Annotated in this window: 13 protein-coding genes; 9 read left to right on the top strand and 4 right to left on the bottom strand. The window is 39.5% G+C overall.

From position 1 onward, the window contains the following. The first annotated feature begins 32 nt into the window (after positions 1-32). The 9 genes from ACLLO5_RS07320 (at position 33) to ACLLO5_RS07280 (ending at position 12583) form a co-directional block, all read left to right on the top strand. Positions 33-1358, top strand: coding sequence for a CmpA/NrtA family ABC transporter substrate-binding protein (locus tag ACLLO5_RS07320; protein WP_413174818.1), 1326 nt, complete (start codon positions 33-35; stop codon positions 1356-1358). Between the two features lie 101 nt (positions 1359-1459). Further along, on the top strand, positions 1460-2302 hold the full coding sequence (gene ntrB / locus ACLLO5_RS07315; RefSeq protein ID WP_413174817.1) for a nitrate ABC transporter permease: 843 nt from the start codon (positions 1460-1462) through the stop codon (positions 2300-2302). A 49-nt stretch (positions 2303-2351) separates the two neighbouring features. Beyond that, on the top strand, positions 2352-4325 hold the full coding sequence (locus ACLLO5_RS07310) for a nitrate ABC transporter ATP-binding protein (protein ID WP_413174816.1): 1974 nt from the start codon (positions 2352-2354) through the stop codon (positions 4323-4325). A gap of 351 nt (positions 4326-4676) precedes the next feature. After that, positions 4677-5522 (top strand): nitrate ABC transporter ATP-binding protein, encoded by an 846-nt coding sequence (locus tag ACLLO5_RS07305; RefSeq protein ID WP_413174815.1) that lies wholly within the window; start codon positions 4677-4679, stop codon positions 5520-5522. A gap of 100 nt (positions 5523-5622) precedes the next feature. Next, on the top strand, positions 5623-7122 hold the full coding sequence (locus ACLLO5_RS07300) for a NarK family nitrate/nitrite MFS transporter (RefSeq protein ID WP_413174814.1): 1500 nt from the start codon (positions 5623-5625) through the stop codon (positions 7120-7122). Positions 7123-7216: 94 nt separating this feature from the next. Next, a complete protein-coding gene (locus tag ACLLO5_RS07295; RefSeq protein ID WP_413174813.1) occupies positions 7217-9409 on the top strand; it encodes a molybdopterin oxidoreductase family protein in 2193 nt (730 codons plus the stop codon). Positions 9410-9934: 525 nt separating this feature from the next. Then, positions 9935-10396: a phosphate-starvation-inducible PsiE family protein gene (locus ACLLO5_RS07290; protein ID WP_413174812.1), complete on the top strand. Its 462-nt coding sequence runs from the start codon at positions 9935-9937 to the stop codon at positions 10394-10396. Positions 10397-10526: 130 nt separating this feature from the next. Then, positions 10527-10979 (top strand): nitrate reductase associated protein, encoded by a 453-nt coding sequence (locus ACLLO5_RS07285; protein ID WP_413174811.1) that lies wholly within the window; start codon positions 10527-10529, stop codon positions 10977-10979. Positions 10980-11212: 233 nt separating this feature from the next. Then, entirely contained in the window at positions 11213-12583 is a 1371-nt protein-coding gene (locus ACLLO5_RS07280; RefSeq protein WP_413174810.1) for a PrsW family glutamic-type intramembrane protease, read from the top strand. A gap of 485 nt (positions 12584-13068) precedes the next feature. Here ACLLO5_RS07280 and ACLLO5_RS07275 read toward each other — a convergent pair whose 3' ends face one another. The 4 genes from ACLLO5_RS07275 to ACLLO5_RS07260 all read right to left on the bottom strand — a co-directional run bounded on the left by ACLLO5_RS07275 (position 13069) and on the right by ACLLO5_RS07260 (position 18026). Next, positions 13069-13710, bottom strand: coding sequence for a hypothetical protein (locus tag ACLLO5_RS07275; protein WP_413174809.1), 642 nt, complete (start codon positions 13708-13710; stop codon positions 13069-13071). Positions 13711-13854: 144 nt separating this feature from the next. After that, positions 13855-15432, bottom strand: coding sequence for a CHAT domain-containing protein (locus tag ACLLO5_RS07270; RefSeq protein ID WP_413174808.1), 1578 nt, complete (start codon positions 15430-15432; stop codon positions 13855-13857). Positions 15433-15541: 109 nt separating this feature from the next. After that, the gene (locus ACLLO5_RS07265; protein ID WP_413174807.1) at positions 15542-17518 is read right to left on the bottom strand and encodes a protein phosphatase 2C domain-containing protein; all 1977 of its coding nucleotides are present in this window, start codon (positions 17516-17518) and stop codon (positions 15542-15544) included. A 157-nt stretch (positions 17519-17675) separates the two neighbouring features. Next, complete coding sequence (locus ACLLO5_RS07260) at positions 17676-18026, bottom strand: hypothetical protein (protein WP_413174806.1); 351 nt, start codon at positions 18024-18026, stop codon at positions 17676-17678. Positions 18027-18036 lie beyond the last annotated feature (10 nt).

The raw sequence follows: 18036 nt of genomic DNA, 5'->3' as shown, positions 1-18036 counted from the left end.
AAACCACAATTAAAACTGATTAAGAGTTGACAATGAGCAATATTTCTCGCAGAAAATTCATTATTACCTCCAGTGTAGCGGCAGCAACATCTATCTTGGTACATGGTTGTTCATCCAGTAATTCTAAGTCAGCAACAACAGATACTGCTGCTTCTTCTAATACCAAACTGGCTAATAATTCCACCGTTAGTAATGCCCCAAAAGTTGAAACAACCAAGGCTAAATTAGGATTTATTGCTTTAACAGATTCCGCACCTGTAATTATTGCCAAAGAAAAAGGTTTCTTTGCTAAATATGGTATGACTGATGTCGAGGTCAGCAAACAAAAATCTTGGGCTGTTACTCGTGATAACCTGAAAATTGGCTCATCTGGTGATGGTATAGATGGCGCACATATTCTTAGCCCTATGCCTTATCTTCTCACTCTCAATGATAAAGTACCAATGTATCTCTTGGCGAGATTAAATACTAATGGTCAAGCTATATCAGTGGCTGAAAAATTCAAAGATTTAAAAATTGGCTTACAAAGTAAATCACTGAAAGAGTCTGTAATTAAAGCTAAAGCTGATAAAAAATCTATAAAAGTTGCCATGACTTTTCCTGGTGGTACTCATGATTTATGGATGCGTTATTGGTTAGCGGCTGGGGGTATTAATCCTGATCAAGATGTAATTTTGGAAGCTGTACCACCACCACAAATGGTGGCCAATATGAAAGTTGGTACTGTTGATGCTTTTTGTGTAGGTGAACCTTGGAACGCTCAATTAGTTAGCGAAAAATTAGGTTATACAGCTTTATCTACGGGTGAATTATGGAACAATCATCCAGAAAAAGCCTTTGCGATGCGTAAAGATTGGGTTGATAAAAATCCCAATGCTACACAAGCATTGTTAATGGGAATCATGGAAGCACAACAATGGTGTGATCAGGCAGAAAATAAAGAAGAAATGTGTAAAATCTGCGCTGATAGAAAATACTTTAATGTGGCTGTGGCTGATATTTTAGAACGGTCGAAGGGTAATATTGATTATGGTGATGGACGTAAAGAGCAAAACTTCCCATATCTGATGAAATATTGGGCTGATAATGCTTCCTATCCATATAAGAGTCATGATACTTGGTTTTTAACTGAAGAAATTCGTTGGGGTTATTTACCTAAAGATACGAAAGTGAAGGAAATTGTTGATCAGGTAAATAGAGAAGATTTATGGAAACAAGCAGCTAAGGCTTTGGGTGTAGCTGCTGCGGAAATTCCTGCTAGTTCTTCCCGTGGTGTGGAAACATTTTTTGATGGGGTGAAATTTGACCCAGAAAAACCAGAGGAATATTTAAAGAGTTTGCAAATTAAGAAAGTGTAATTCTAGCTTGGGTTATCAATTTCAACATTTTTAAGATTTTGTTGGGTTGCGCTGTTGCTTAACCCAACCTACTAAATATTTTATCAAAGCAGGAGAAATAAATGGCAGCTATTGTGGGCAGTCGGAAAGTTAGTAATAAACGACAGAAAGCTATTAATAAGTTTGTTGTCAATAAGGTGATACCACCATTGATGGCTTTAACTATTTTTCTGGTGATTTGGCAACTGTTATGTTTAAACCCTAATTTCAAATTACCAGGACCAATAGAGACAATTTCTGAAACTTGGAATCCATTTATCATTCATCCATTTTTTGATAATGGTGAAAGTGATAAAGGTTTGGGTTGGCAAATATTGAATAGTTTGGGTAGAGTTGGTTTAGGATTTTCTTTAGCAGCAATTGTCGGAGTTATTTTAGGAATATTTATTGGTGTTAATACTCTTTTGTATAATGCTGTAGATCCAATTTTTCAAGTATTAAGAACTATTCCTCCTTTAGCTTGGTTGCCGATTTCTTTAGCGGCTTTTCAACAAGCGAATCCTTCGGCAATTTTTGTGATTTTTATTACTTCGATTTGGCCAATTTTAATTAATACAACAGTGGGTGTACAAAATATTCCCCAGGATTATGTAAATGTGGCTCGTGTTTTACGGTTGAAAGGGATTAAATTTTATTTAAAAATTGTATTTCCCGCAACTGTTCCTTATATTTTTACGGGTTTGAGAATTGGCATCGGTTTATCTTGGTTGGCAATTGTTGCAGCGGAAATGTTAGTTGGTGGTGTGGGTATTGGTTCATTTATTTGGGATGCCTATAATACGACTACTGAAACTAATATGAGTGAGATTATTATCGCGTTGGTATATGTCGGTTTGGTGGGATTAATTCTGGATAGAATGGTGGCTTTTGTGGCGGAAAAGGTCGTAACAACAGAACAAAAATAATTCGTAATTATTTGAATACCTCTTCCCTGTTCCCTATTCCCTATTCCCTATGAAGACTTTTTTAGAAATTGATCATGTAGACAAAATATTTAACCTCCCTAATGGTGGTAAATATATCGCTTTAAAAAATATTGAGTTAAAAATTTCTCAAGGTGAATTTATTTCTTTAATTGGACATTCTGGTTGTGGTAAATCTACTTTACTTAATATTGTTGCTGGGTTAGATAAAGCCAGTATTGGTGGTGTAACTTTAGAAGGTCGGGAAGTAAGAGAACCTGGGCCTGATCGGATGGTAATTTTTCAAAATTATTCCTTACTTCCTTGGTTAACTGTGCGGGAAAATATCGCTTTAGCTGTGGATGAAGTACATCAAAATTTACCTCAAGGAGAACGTCGGGGAATAATAGAAGAACATATTGATATGGTGGGTTTGCGTCGTGCAGCGAACAAACGCCCCAGTGAGTTATCGGGGGGGATGAAACAGCGAGTTGCGATCGCCCGTGCTTTAGCTACCCGTCCTAAATTATTGTTGCTGGATGAGCCTTTTGGCGCTTTGGATGCCCTGACCAGGGGTAATTTACAAGCACAATTAATGCAAATCTGTAACGAACACAAAATTACCTGTGTGATGGTGACACACGATGTTGATGAAGCTTTATTATTGAGCGATCGCATTGTCATGTTAACCAACGGACCAGAAGCACACATTGGGCAAATTCTGGAAGTTCCTATTCCCCGTCCCCGTCAACGTTTGGAAGTAGTTAACCATCCCAGTTATTACAACTTGCGGAATCAAATGATCTACTTCCTCAACCAACAAAAACAAGCAAAAAAACGCCAACAACAACCCACCGCACCAGCAATTATTTCCAACAACAACCTAGAAAAAACTCATTTAGAAATTGGTTATCTTCCCCTCACCCAAGCCGCACCTTTAATAATTGCTAAAGAAAAAGGTTTCTTTGCTAAATATGGTTTAGAAGTCAACCTCAACCCGGAAACTAGCTGGAAAGAAATCGCTAAAGGTGTAGCCACAGGCAAACTTGATGCCGCCCAAATGGTCGCAGGAATGCCCCTAGCCATGACATTAGGCGCAAATGGCAAAACTCCGGTGTCTATGGTGACAGCCATGACCCTTTCCCGTAACGGTAGCGCCATCACCTTTAGCCAAGAATTATTCAACACAGGAGTCAAAAACCTAGCCGACTTTCAAGCTACCATCAACGCTGACCTAGACAAAACCCACACCTTGGGAGTTGTCCATCCTGCATCCATGCAAAACCTATTATTACGTTATTGGTTAGCCGCAAGTGGCATTCAACCTGATGTAGATGTCAGTTTGATGGTAATTCCACCAGAAGAAATGGTAACAGCCCTCCAAGACGGAAAAATTGATGGTTACTGTGTAGGTGAACCGTGGAACTCCCATGCAGTTGATCAAAATTCGGGTTTTATTATTGCCATCACATCAGAACTTTGGACTGGACATCCAGATAAAGTATTAGGAGTAAGAGAAGACTGGGCTTTAGAAAATACTCAAACACATTTAGCATTAGTAAAAGCCCTATTAGCAGCTTGTGAATATTGCGACGACATCCGCAACCGAGAAGAAGTTCTCAAATTAATTTCTCAACCTGAATACCTTGGTAGCAATTCTCTGCATTTACGACCAGGTTTAATAGATGCTTACCAAAATGGTAATCACAACCCAATTCAAACTTCTCATCAGTTTTATCTTGACAAAGCCAACTATCCAGACCGTAACGAAATGCTATGGATTTTAACTCAACTAGCCCGTTGGGGCTTAGTAGCTTTCCCAAAAAACTGGATAGAAGTAATTGACAGAGTTTGTCGTCCAGATATATTTGGTGCAGCCGCACGAGAAATGGGTTTATTAGATATTGGACGAGAAGAACCAATCAAATTATTTGATGGCAAAATCTTTAATCCATCAGAACCAATAGAGTATCTTAACCGTTTGGAAATTAAACGTCAGCTTCGTATTGAAGAAGTGTTTATCTAGTAGGGGCGAAGCATTCGGGCGATAAATTCTCGGTTTTAACCAAAGACTATTCTCCGAATGCTTCGCCCTTGCATTAGCGATAAATTCTATTCTCCGAATGCTTCGCCCTTGCATTAGCGATAAATTCTCGGTTTTAACCAAAGACTATTCTCCGAATGCTTCGCCCTTGCATTAGCGATAAATTCTCGGTTTTAACCAAAGACTATTCTCCGAATGCTTCGCCCTTACATTAGCGATAAATTATCGGGTTTTAACCAAAGACTATTCTCCGAATGCTTCGCCCTTACATTAGTCATTAGTCAAGGGAACATAATAAACTCCCAATTACTCATTACCCATTACCAAAAAATCATGACAACATTAAACTTCAATAATCAAACCAAAAGCCAACAATTCCCAACTCAGAAAAGAGAAGACTTCCTAGTAATTGATGGTGTCAACAAAATTTATCCCACCTCCGAAGGTCCATACACCGTACTCGATGACATTAACCTCAAAGTTTGTGAAGGAGAATTTATTTGTTTAATTGGACATTCCGGTTGTGGAAAATCAACACTCCTGAACATGGTTTCTGGATTTAATCAACCTACCAACGGTGTCGTATGGTTACAAGGTCAACCCATCACCGAACCAGGGCCAGACCGGATGATGGTATTTCAAAACTATTGTTTACTACCTTGGCTAAACGTTTTTGATAATGTTTATCTTGCCGTTGATTCCGTATTTCCCCACAAAAGCCAAGCTGAAAAACGGGCAATAGTCAGAGAAAATTTAGCAATGGTAGGACTAACAGAAGCAGCGCAAAAGAAACCCAGTCAAATATCTGGAGGGATGAAACAACGAGTAGCCATAGCCCGTGCTTTAGCCATTCGTCCTCAACTCCTGATTTTAGATGAACCCTTCGGCGCTTTAGATGCCATTACCAAAGAAGAATTACAGGAAGAATTACTACAAATTTGGTCAGATCATCAAGTCACAGTTTTAATGATTACCCATGACATAGATGAAGCACTTTTCCTAGCAGACAAATTAGTCATGATGACAAACGGCCCCGCAGCAAATATTGGCGAAGTCTTAGAAATACCCTTCTCTCGTCCTCGCAATCGTCGCCGCATTATGGAAAATCCAGAATATTATAACCTGCGAAACCATGCTCTAGACTTCCTCTATCGTCGTTGCCTTCATGTTGATGAATAACCAAGAAATTCCAAATTTAAACACTCCTGTACAAACATTAAGCCGGAATGTTTCTATTCCTAACTAGCCAGTTACATTAATAAATCCAGAGGAAAATTTAATGTTAAAAGGATTATTTTCATTACAGGGTCGTTATCGAATTTTACATCAGACCTGGTTTGCATTCTTCCTCACCTTTGTCTGTTGGTTTAATTTTGCTCCCTTCGCTACAACCATAGGTAAAGAATTAAATTTAGCACCAGAACAAGTTAAAACATTGGGTATTTGTAACCTAGCGTTAACAATTCCTGCGCGGATCATTATTGGGATGTTATTGGATAAATTTGGACCAAGAATAACATACTCAATACTACTAATATTTGCCGCCATTCCCTGTTTAGTAACAGCACTTGCACAAGACTTTAATCAATTAGTAATTAGTCGATTATTAATGGGAATTGTCGGTGCAGGTTTTGTTGTTGGTATCCGCATGGTTTCTGAATGGTTTCCATCCAAAGAAATAGGAATTGCCCAAGGAATTTATGGTGGTTGGGGTAATTTTGGAGCATTTGGAGCAGAATTTACTTTACCCATGATAGCAGTTGCTACTAGCTTTTTAACTGGTGGTGCATCTAACTGGCGATTAGCTATTGCTTCCACAGGAATTATCGCCGCTATTTATGGCGTAATTTACTATAACAGCGTTCAAAATACACCCCCAGGTAAACCCTACAAAAAACCTAATAAAAATGGTGCTTTAGAAGTAACATCAATTAAAAGCTTTTGGGCAATGATTGTTTCTAATTTTGGTTTAATATTTGCCTTGGGTTTATTAGCTTGGCGACTAGAACAGAAAAACATTCATTTCCTCACACTCAGCCAAATGTATTTAGTTTGGCTTGTGTTAGCAGGATTATTTATTTACCAAACATACAAAGCATATCAAGTTAATCAAGAACTACTAACAGGACGAAAAATCTACCCACCAGAACAACGTTATAAATTCAGCCAAGTTGCATTATTAGAATTTACCTACATTACAAATTTTGGTTCTGAACTTGCCGCAGTATCCATGCTACCTTACTTTTTTGAAAAAACCTTTGGCTTAGAACACATTGTTGCCGGCATGATAGCAGCAATCTATCCATTTTTAAACCTAGTTTCGCGTCCCAGTGGTGGATTAATTTCCGATAAATTAGGTTCTCGCAAATGGACAATGACAATTATTTCTGCGGCAATTGCTTTAGGTTATTTCATGGCACATTTTATTAACAAAGATTGGCCAATACCACTAGCGATCGCAGTGACAATGTTTGCTGCTTATTTTGCACAAGCTGGATGTGGTGCAACTTACGGAATTGTGCCTTTAATCAAAAAAGAAGCCACTGGACAAATAGCTGGTAATGTCGGTGCTTACGGTAACTTTGGAGGCGTAGTTTATCTGACAATTTTTAGCTTAACTGACGCATCAACCCTATTTAGCACAATGGGAATAGCAGCCATAATTTGTGCATTTTTATGTGGTTTCTTTCTCAAAGAACCAAAAGATTCTTTTGCTTCTAATGGTGAAGATGAAGAAGAAACAATAAATGATCAACCCATTTTTATAATCGAAAAATAATTACTTCACACAGAAAAACAACCAAAAATTACGCAAATTCCATATTATTAGGGTGGATCATTGCAATAAAAATATCCAAAATAACCAAAATATTATGAATGAATTTACAAAAACACTTTGCCCTTATTGCGGTGTTGGTTGCGGTTTAGAAGTTTCTGCACCAGCACAACATGGAAAAGCTACCAATAGAGACAGTGACGGAACTCCAACTTGGCGAGTACGTGGCGATAAATCCCATCCTTCTAGCCAAGGAATGGTATGTGTTAAAGGTGCAACCATTGGGGAATCTATTAATAAGAATAGATTGCATTATCCTATGTTCAGAGAATCGTTGCATCAAGATTTTCGTCGCATTAGTTGGGATGAAGCTTTTGATATTATTACCCAACGCATTCAAACATTACGCTTGCATGAAGAAACAGATTCTATCTGTATGTATGGTTCTGGTCAATTTCAAACTGAAGATTATTATATTGCTCAAAAATTACTCAAAGGTTGTTTAGGAACTAATAATTTCGATGCTAATTCACGGTTGTGTATGTCTAGTGCGGTGTCTGGGTATATTCAGAGTTTTGGTGCTGATGGTCCTCCTTGTTGTTACGATGATTTGGAATTAACTGATTGTGCTTTTTTAATTGGGACAAATACCGCAGAATGTCACCCTATAGTTTTTAATAGATTGGCAAAATACCATAAAAAAAATCGTCATGTCAAAATGGTAGTTGTTGACCCCCGTCGCACTCCCACCGCAGAAGTTGCAGATTTACATTTAGCTATTCGTCCCGGTACAGATATTGATTTATTCAATGGTATTGCCTATTTATTAATGAAATGGAATTATATAGATACAGCTTTTATGGATGATTGCACTAGTAATTTTCCAGCTTATGCAGAAGTAATTCGTCATTATTCTCCTGATGTAGTAGCGCGTCAATGTGGAATTAGTATTCAAGATTTAGAAACAGCGGCTAAATATTGGGGGAAGGCAAAATCTGTTCTTTCTATGTGGTCAATGGGGGTTAATCAATCTTCTGAAGGTACTGCAAAAGTTAGAACTATTATTAATTTACATTTGATGACTGGACAAATCGGTAAACCTGGTGCTGGCCCTTTTTCTTTAACTGGTCAACCTAATGCTATGGGAGGAAGGGAAGCTGGAGGTTTATCACATTTGTTACCGGGATATCGGTTAATAAAAAATGACCAACATCGGGCAGAAGTTGAAGATTTTTGGGGTGTGGAAAGGGGTAAAATTTCACCTGTTCCAGGTTTAACTGCTTGGGATATGATTACTGGTTTAGAATCTGATCATGTTAAGTTATTATGGATTGCAGCAACTAATCCTGCTGTCAGTATGCCAGATTTAGAAAGGACTAAAAAAGCATTGTTAAAATCGCCTTTTACGATTTATCAAGATGCTTATTATCCTACTGAAACTGCTGCTTATGCTCATCTTTTACTTCCTGCTGCACAATGGGGTGAAAAAACTGGAATTATGACTAATTCTGAACGTCGTGTAACTCTATGTCAGAGTTTTCATCAACCACCAAGGGAAGCAAAAGTTGACTGGGAAATTTTTGCAGAAGTGGGAAGAAGATTAGGTTTTGCTGATAAGTTTGCTTTTAATAATTCTGCGGAAGTTTATGCTGAGTTTGTCCAATTAACTCGTCAGCGTCCTTGTGATATGTCGGGTTTAAGTCATGAATTTTTAGCAGCACAAGGTCCGACTCATTGGCCATATTCCCAAGGTAGTAGTTCAGAAACTAAACGTTTATATACCAATTTACGCTTTCATACCTCAGATGGACGCGCTAAGTTTGGTGCATTTTATTCTCAAGGACTTGCAGAACCACCTGATCCTGATTATCCTTTTGTATTAACTACTGGACGATTATATGGACATTGGCACACCCAAACCCGCACAGGTAGGATTGATAAAATTCGCCAAATGCACCCAGAACCGTTTATGGAAATTCATCCCCGTGATGCGGCAAAGTTAAATATTATTGATCATCAATTGGTGGAGGTGCGATCGCGTCGCGGTTTAGGCAAGTTTCCTGCTAAAATCACTAAGGCCATTTCTCCTGGGACAGTGTTTGTACCCATGCACTGGGGTGCGTTATGGGCTGATAATGCAGAAGCTAATGCTCTTACTCACCCACAATCTTGTCCTGATTCTCTCCAACCGGAATTAAAAGCTTGTGCTGTACAGCTAATACCGATTAATGTAGAAACTACTACCAAAAGTTATCAGCTTTTGTCCTCTTTTTGTTCAAAAATCAAATAAGTCGGTGGGTGCAAATAAACATAACTATGTGAAGAAAAATTAACGAGGCTAAAACCCTCTTCCCTTCAGCCTCCTGTCCTATCTTAATGATAAATATTCCTGCCTACCTACTTAGGCATCCTATATTTATTGAGTTTTGACTCTGAATCATCAACTATTAAGGTTGAAAAATTAAATTTTTCTCTAGTCGCAAAGTTTGTTAAATTAGGAAATATTGTCATCTTTTCTATCCTGTAGATTTATCTATGAGGATTTTTCTTTTTTTATTGTTGTAGTTTTTAACTTACAGCATCTGCCAGGTTGCAGAAAGTACAAAATTTAGTTACTTTCTCCATCTAAAAAAAGTAAGAATTCAGTTAGGGCGATAAGATCCCCGACTTCTTTTGTTTATTGTGTCCACAAATGATCAATTCATGTCAGAAGTCGCGGATCTGGATATGAACGAGTTCTACAGATGAATACTTACTAAAAAAAGATTTTTACTGCTGATTTCTGTCGTAACTTAAAATGGGGTCTACCAAGCAAATGAAAAAACTAATCAAACAGTTTATACAAGCTACCAGTGATGAAAGTTTTAGGCATTTGATAGAAAATGTAGAAGTAGTAGTATCAAAATTGTTATCTCTGCTGATGCTGATAGTAATTTTTGCAGCTTTAGCCGATTTAGCTATATTTATAGCCAAGGAAATACTTTCCCCATCAGACGGAAGTTTTAGTCAGAATTTATTTAAAGTATTTGGTTTATTTCTCAATGTTTTGATCGCTTTGGAAATTTTAGAAAACATCAATGGTTATCTAAAAAAGCACGTTCTCCAAGTTGAATTAGTTATTGTAACTTCGTTAATTGCTATTGCCAGAAAAATCATTATCCTTGATTTAAAAGTAACTGAGGGAATAGAAATTATCGGTTTAGGAATTGCTATTCTTGCCCTATCAATTAGTTATTTTATAATTCGTAGTAGCAATAATTCCTCAAAAGAAAATTAAACTAGAATAGTTTTGAATCGGATGTTCCATAATTCCTTGATGCTAAACACCACTTGATTTATTCTTAGAATCAATCCCAAATAGTTCGACTAAAACTCACGAAAATCCAAAATTCCAAATCCAAAATCAGATGACAGAATTATTTGCATTTGAAGCTGACTTTGTTGATAATTTACGTTGCATACCGATGCTGGTACGTTATAAATTAGATACCTGTGGAATCAAGCTGCGATTGTCTGATTGGAATCAAATGAATCTATCAGAACGTGCTAATTTAGTTAAATTACCTTGTTCGACCGCAACAGAGATTCAATCTTATCAAGAGTATCTACAAAACTTAATTTTGGAACTTACAGGGACACCAGCTACCAAATTACCTGTTGAATCTCTTCCCCCTTGGATGAATACTACAACTCTACCACCTAGCCTTGAGGAGAAACTACAAGAAATAGGTGTCACCATTACCCTGCAACAGTGGGGAATGTTAACTCCATTACAACGGTTTGTCCTAATTAAACTTAGTCGTTCAGGTCACGAAAACAAAAACTTTCCCAAAGCAATGGCAGAATTTAATCTGCTTTAGTCAGTAGGGGTTTACCATTGTGCTTTATCCATAAGGTCTTCAGTGGTAAAACCACTAAAAATTGATGAATTTAGGATTTTGTATTTTGAATTGGAGCAAAGCTACAGTTGGTGAAGTTATAGTGTATTTATCAATGGTGCTGCTGTTAATAAGGCTAAAGTTAAGTCTACTACCAAAACATTTGATAACGTGGCGTAAGCCAAAGAATTTGTTTAGACACATTCACTAACTCGATGACAGGCAAAAACGCAAGACATAATGCATTTCTGCGGCTAGTGTCTAGTAAGGTCGTAGCTTCTGGGTCAGAATCTCGCTACTCGCTGCTTCCCAATCAAGAAATGGTCATTGGACGCGACCCCAGCTGCCAAGTTGTCTTGGATGCCATGATGTACCGGATGGTATCTCGTCGTCATGCGGTGGTTCGTCCCCTCTCTTTATCTCCAGATAGTAGATTCAGTTGGGTAATTTGCGATTTGAATAGTGCCAATGGCACTTTTTTAAATGGACAATTGTTACAAGGTTCTCAAGAATTGCACCAAGGCGATCGCATTTCTTTGGGTGCTGATGGACCACTATTCATCTTTGAGTATGAATTCGTCCCGCAACCAACAGTCATGACTATTAACCAAGGCACAGTCATAGCATCTGCCAAAAATCAGCAACGGCAATCTCAGCATGACTCAGTTAGCTTCACACAACTATTTCCAATTATTTCCACTGGTAAAGATTTAACTCGCAAAGCTTACCTTGTACCGGGAATATTAACAGTTATCTTTGTAGTGCTGATGTTCGGTACCGTAGGCAATCCCCAAGCAAATCAAGTGATTGTGGGGTCTTATATAGCCTCCGCCGCTTACTATTTTGTCTACCAACTTTGCGGTAAACAGAAGCCTTGGTGGATACTTATTGCTATGGCATTGAGTACAATGCTAATTTTGCTCAGTCCTTTATTAGATTTTTTTATCTTTGTATTTCGTGTAGTTCTTCCTGGTAATTTACCTTCATCTCAAGAGTCAATTACCTTCACAGAATTACTAGTAAGAATGTTTTTTGGCGCTGGTTTAATGGAGGAATTTCTCAAGGCTTTACCCGTTTTAGGTGCATATTTTATCGGTAACTCCTTGCCATCACCTTGGCGAGAACGGATAGGTGTGTGGGAACCTCTAGATGGTATTTTGCTGGGAACTGCTTCGGCTGTCGGTTTCACTTTGCTGGAAACTCTTGGTCAATATGTACCAGTCATTACGCAAAATGTCACCCAACAATCAGGGGTAGGGGCGGGTCAATTAGTGGGTTTACAACTACTAATTCCCCGAATTTTAGGTTCTGTAGCTGGACACATGGCTTACAGCGGCTATTTGGGTTATTTTATCGGGTTAGCAGTTCTGAAGCCGTTGATGGGTTGGCAGATTCTCGCGGTTGGTTATTTGAGTGCTTCTGCCCTCCATGCTTTGTGGAATGCGACAGGTTCTATTAATGCCTTGCTATTGGTTATTGTCGGCGTTTTATCTTACGCTTTCTTGATGGCTGCTATCCTCAAAGCACGAGTCCTATCACCAACGCGATCGCAAAATTTTGCTACTCGTTTTCTCGAACCAAAATAAAACATTGATGGGGAATTGGTAATACAGGAGTTCAGGAGTATGGCTTACGCCACGCTTCGCTATCAGGAGTTCAGGAGTTCAGGAGTCAGAAGTCAGGAGTATGGCTAACGCCACGCTATGCCTACGGCACACTACGTGAACGCTATCAGGAGTTCAGGAGTTCAGAAGAATAAGAAGAAATTTCCCCTCTGCTCCCCTGCTCCCCTGCTCCCCTGCTCCCCTGCTCCCCTGCTCCCCTGCTCCTCTGCTCCTCTGCTTCCCTGCTCCTCTGCTCCCCATCAGTTGCGGCTTGAATCACATTCTATATCTTAGGATAGATGAATACTTATTCCAATTCGTCTATATCTAGATTAAGATGGAAAAATTATGAATAAAAGATGAAAATTGAGCGCAAAAATATTTTAGACACAGGAGAATAGCGCCACATAGAATTGCAGATTATAACCATCTGAATTTAATCAAAACCCGTTATTTAGGGGATAATTTCAGGCTTCATTTTCGGAGTCAGAAATTTCTTTGAAGGCATATTGAGCGATCGCAAAGGCGGCTTTTGCTTGCTCTATTTCTGATAAGCCTGTCCACCCTCGATTTTCAATATTGCTGATTATAACGGCCAATTTGTTTTGGTCATAACTCCGCATTGCGGGTTCAACATGACGGACTAACACAAATAAATCTTCGGTTCCGAAATTTGGCAGTAAAGCTTGAACACATTCTACTAATTGTTCAGTTGCCGATAGTTCTAATTTGATAATTTCCATTGCTTTGTCAGCGATGGTATTTAGCCAATTTGAGGGGACAAAAGCAGCAAAAGCACTGTTTAATCTTGCTTGTAGCCCCTTAGCAGGCTGTTCATCATGATCAGTTTTAGAATGGTAGACTTGAGACCAGATGGTATCTAAATTATGATAAAAATCTTGCGATCGCCTAGTCAAGTCTTCCTCTAGTAAATCATCACATCCAAATTGTTGCTCTAGTTCATTAAAATAAGCTTCAGATTGCTCATCTGCCAAATTCCAGGGATAAGTCCCATCTTCTGGCTGTAGTAGTGCTTCTAATATCTCTAAATTCATTGGAGATGGTAAAAAGTTACAAGTATCTAAACCATTAATTTTATTAATCATCATCTCACCTCATAATTCATTAGCCCTATTGACAGCTACAACTGGAAAAATCAAATTTCCGCAAAAAACAATTCAGTTGTCAGTTGTCTGTTGTTAGTTATTATTCTCCCTAATCTCCCTCATCACCCCCCAGTTCCCAATCCCCAATCAGTTATCACCTTCAATCAGAAATTCCCATGTTTCCCCTTTGGCACTGCCAAATTTTAACTGCATTCCCGACAACAGAGGTACTTCTTCACGGAGGATTTGTTGCCAACCATTGGCGCTCAAACACCATGTTGTACCATAAGTAGAGAAATCTTGCAGATAATAAGTGGTGATAGATTGACCACCAATAAAAATATTTCGGCAGAGGATTTCCGCGTGACGTTTGGAAACATAGAGTTCAGGAATAACAATATCATTGTCTTTGGTGCGACCAATACGGGTGACACCTGAACGCAATAACCAAGTTTTACCTGCTGGTGAAAGTGACCTTAAAGATGCTGTCGGTTTGGGTGAATTAATACCTGAGATAGCAGTATCTGGTAATTCCGTAATTCCCTCATCAACACTTTTGATCAAATCACCATGAAAATCGGGATGTAGGTAAAGAACTGGTAATGTCCAAGCAGGTTGATTGAACTTATATATTGTTAACAGTTCTTGCCTGGCTGCTGCAACTGCTTCATCAATTGGTTTACGCGATCGCAATGCTTCTGTAAAAGCTTGAATAAAACTTTGACTTTCTTGGTCAGCAATTTCATCCCGCATCGCTAGTACCGCAGGTACACCATGACGGATTAGCACTTCTGCCAAACTACTAGCAGGTATAACTTGTTGATTAATTGCCGCTGGCTGCGCTCCCCAACAAGCATTAAAAACCCCCAATTTTACACCTGTACGGGTTAAAACTTGTGCTAATTCTATCCCATTTAGGGACATATTTGCACCCAAAAATAATAAACCACCATCAGCAGCAGGTAAACCGTGTCCTGCAAAGAAAAAGACATTGTATGATTTTGTTTCTAACTCTTGAATTAACTGTTGTGGAGTAGGCTGCAAGAGTGTTTTTACCTTACAATCCGCTACAGAATTTGTCCCAGATGGACTAGATTCTGACAAAATTTTTTCTAGAATAGCGGCTTCTTTTTCTAATTGTAGATTGTCATCATGTCCTAACACTAATAAGACATTTAAAGTCGGGTCTGTTCGCAAATTAGGCAGGGGTTCAACTTCACTAATAGTCCGACTAAATAAAATATCTTGGGAAAGAGATATTGCCGATTGGCCGGGTTCGCGTTGCATAATCTCCCAAGGCAGAGCAATCAGATCAGGGTCACGAATTTCTAATCGAAAGCGCAGACGCTTATTTTGACCCATAGCCATACCGCGACTGCGTTCTAGACTACCAAGAATTGCCCCATCGAAGACCCAACGCCATAAACTTATACCCAGAGATTGCATCAACCGACTACTGTAAGGACTAGTAGTTTGACCGGTCGGCGAACTCATCTCAATAGGTAATGTATTTACACCTGGTATTGTCGAAACCGAAGCAATATCTAGGGGACTATGACCAGCAAACATCTGCTGCCATTCTTGCCAAATTTGGCCAAGTTCAGGGGAAAAAACACAGTCACGCAAAACATAACCACTGGGATAGGGAGCTTTGACCACCCAAATAGCGAAGTTATCAGTGCCAGTATTTACCAGACGAGCGATCGCCACATTCAGGCAGGACATGGATTCAGGAAACTAAACTCTAAGAACCAACAAACAAATTTTGTTCAGAAAGTGAATTTTTGATTTTGTTCTTCACCTGAATTATCATATCCCATGACGGTGATGAGAATCACTGGGAATCAGGTGTTTGAATTACTGGTGATGGCAAATCATCTGGTGTTTCCAAGGGTATTGGTCTTGGTGTTATCGTTGTGTCTAGCTGTGGACTAGGAGATGGAGTTGCTGGCTCAACTATTGTAGATGGTAGCTGTCGTTGCATTTTCAACCAATATCCCAGTGAACCAGCGGCTAACAACACTCCTAAAAGAATTAGTAACTGTAGCGGTAGTTGAGAAGTGCGGGCTGGCTTGGCTTCCTGAATGACCTGAGTTTGCTGATGGGAATCACCTAAATCGATCCCATTGGCCACTTTTGGGGTTAAATCTACTGTTTTTCTGGCTGAAATAGTAGGAATTGTTGCTGTGAGAATAATATCTGGTTCTGAATAGTTGATTTGATAATGTACTAAAGCAATGGTTACATTATCATGTCCATTCTTCGTATTCGCAATTTCTATGAGCCGAGAGGCAACATTTTCGATATTTGTCTCACCAGAAAGAATTGGTAATATCTCTGTTTCCCAACACTCTTCAACTCGGTCAAAATCGCTCAAGCCATCGGATGTGAGTAAGAATACTGCATCTTCGTCAATGATAAATCGTTGCGAAGTGGGATGCAATGAAGCACTTTTACTCATGCCTAAAGCTTGGACTAAAGAGCCAGAACCACTATGTTGTAATGCTTCACGATAAATTGCATAACCTAAGCGGACTTCACGGGAAGCCACATCATCATCCAGAGTCACTTGATAACAGCCGTGGCGGGTAATCCAATAGGCACGGCTATCACCAATATGGGTAATATACATTTCATGGGCAATAGGCAAAGCCATCACTAAGGTAGTTCCCATGCGTTGACGACCTTGACGATGCTCAGTGTCATTGCGGTGGCTGATTTTATCATTGACAAGAGATACTGCTTGTTCTAGGTCGTTTAGCAGTAGTAAGGGGTCGATATTTTCATAAGGAACAGATGTTAATTGGATAATTTGTTGCTGAATGGTTTCAATGGCTAAATTTGATGCTATGTTGCCGCCTTCATGTCCACCTATACCATCACAAACAATAGCTAAAGCCGTTTGCTGGGGCGGTTTGCTGACGAGTAGGCCACGAGGAGGGTAACAGGCATCTTCGTTGCGTTGACGACTAGGGCCTGTATCAGTTTGGGTAATAATTTTAATGGTGGTGCTTTGGGTAGGCGCATTTCTTCCAGATGAGGCTGTCCCTAATGCTGCCAGTCCTTGATCTAAAACGGCAATTAATTGCTCAGATGAACTGATTTCTCCGTGAATTAGACCATCGCTGATTTGCTTGAGGAATTGAGCGATCGCAGGTTTGGCATCTTTGATGAGTTGTTCCCAAAATGCACCTAATTGTGACAATGTTGGTACTGTTGGAGAATCAAAATGCAATTCTAGCAACCTGACTAAAGCCCCTTCTACTCTCAGTAAATGGGGATCTAATAAACTAGAAGCGACTCCTTCCGTTAACAGGGGTTGCCACAAATGAGCTATCTGCCAGAGCCAATTAATTTGCCGCATTGATGAGGCTTCACCCCAATCCGTAGTTAACTTTCTACACAGATATACCTGAGAGTCGGTGCTATCAACGAAGATAGGTGGTTTTTCCAAAAGTAATATTTTTGACTGAGATTGTCTCTCATCGAGAGAGAGCATTCCATATACTTGGGGTATGTTTAAGCGATAAGGGATTAGCTTTAGATAAGCTCTAATTTGATCTAAATTATCTAATTCCGGGATTTGGGGTACTAAACCAGGCTTGAGATCAAAAATAATTGATTGACCAATAACCAAATAGCGATCGGCTAAAATTTCTCCAGGACTACCCAGATTCAAACTATCTCCCACCACCCATAGATAACGCTTGGGTAAGGGAGTGGAACATCGCTGGCAAAACTTGTGGGTCAACGGGTTGGCAGCTTGACAATATTCATTTGGGCAGGAGAGCGTTGCCGCGTCATTTTCCATATTTGTCGCACCGATCAGCGATTGGCAATTTATTTAACAGCATGGGTAGCGGCAATTTCAACCGCCCATATTTTTATACTCAATATATCCAACTTTGGATCGTGATTTTAGCTGATGATTACCAGCAGAGGCTCAAATTCATATCCTGCCTGCTTATTCAAAAAACATTCTCCTGAGTCAATCCTACAGCCTCATCATAGCTTCTCTTGTCCTGAGACTCCATATCATAAAAGCAACTAATTCCCACCCTGTTACCAAAGTTTAACTTGGAAATTGGGGTTGGGGAGTTGGGGAGGATGGGGAAGATGGGGAGTTGGGGAGGATGGGGAGGATGGGGAGGATGGGGAGGATGGGGAGGATGGGGAGGATGGGGAGGATGGGGAGGATGGGGAGTTGGGGAGTTGGGGAGTTGGGGGAGAATAAATAGTTCCCTATTCCCTGTTCCCTGTTCCCTGTCACCTGTTCCCTGTTCCCTATTCCCTGTTCCCTGTTCCCTGTTCCCTGTCACCTGTCACCTG

It is taken from the genome of Anabaena azotica SJ-1 (genome assembly GCF_047275885.1).
GTDB lineage: Bacteria > Cyanobacteriota > Cyanobacteriia > Cyanobacteriales > Nostocaceae > Trichormus_B > Trichormus_B azotica_A.
Note: the sequence above shows the minus strand (reverse complement) of the source record. Positions and strands in the feature narration are given on the sequence as shown.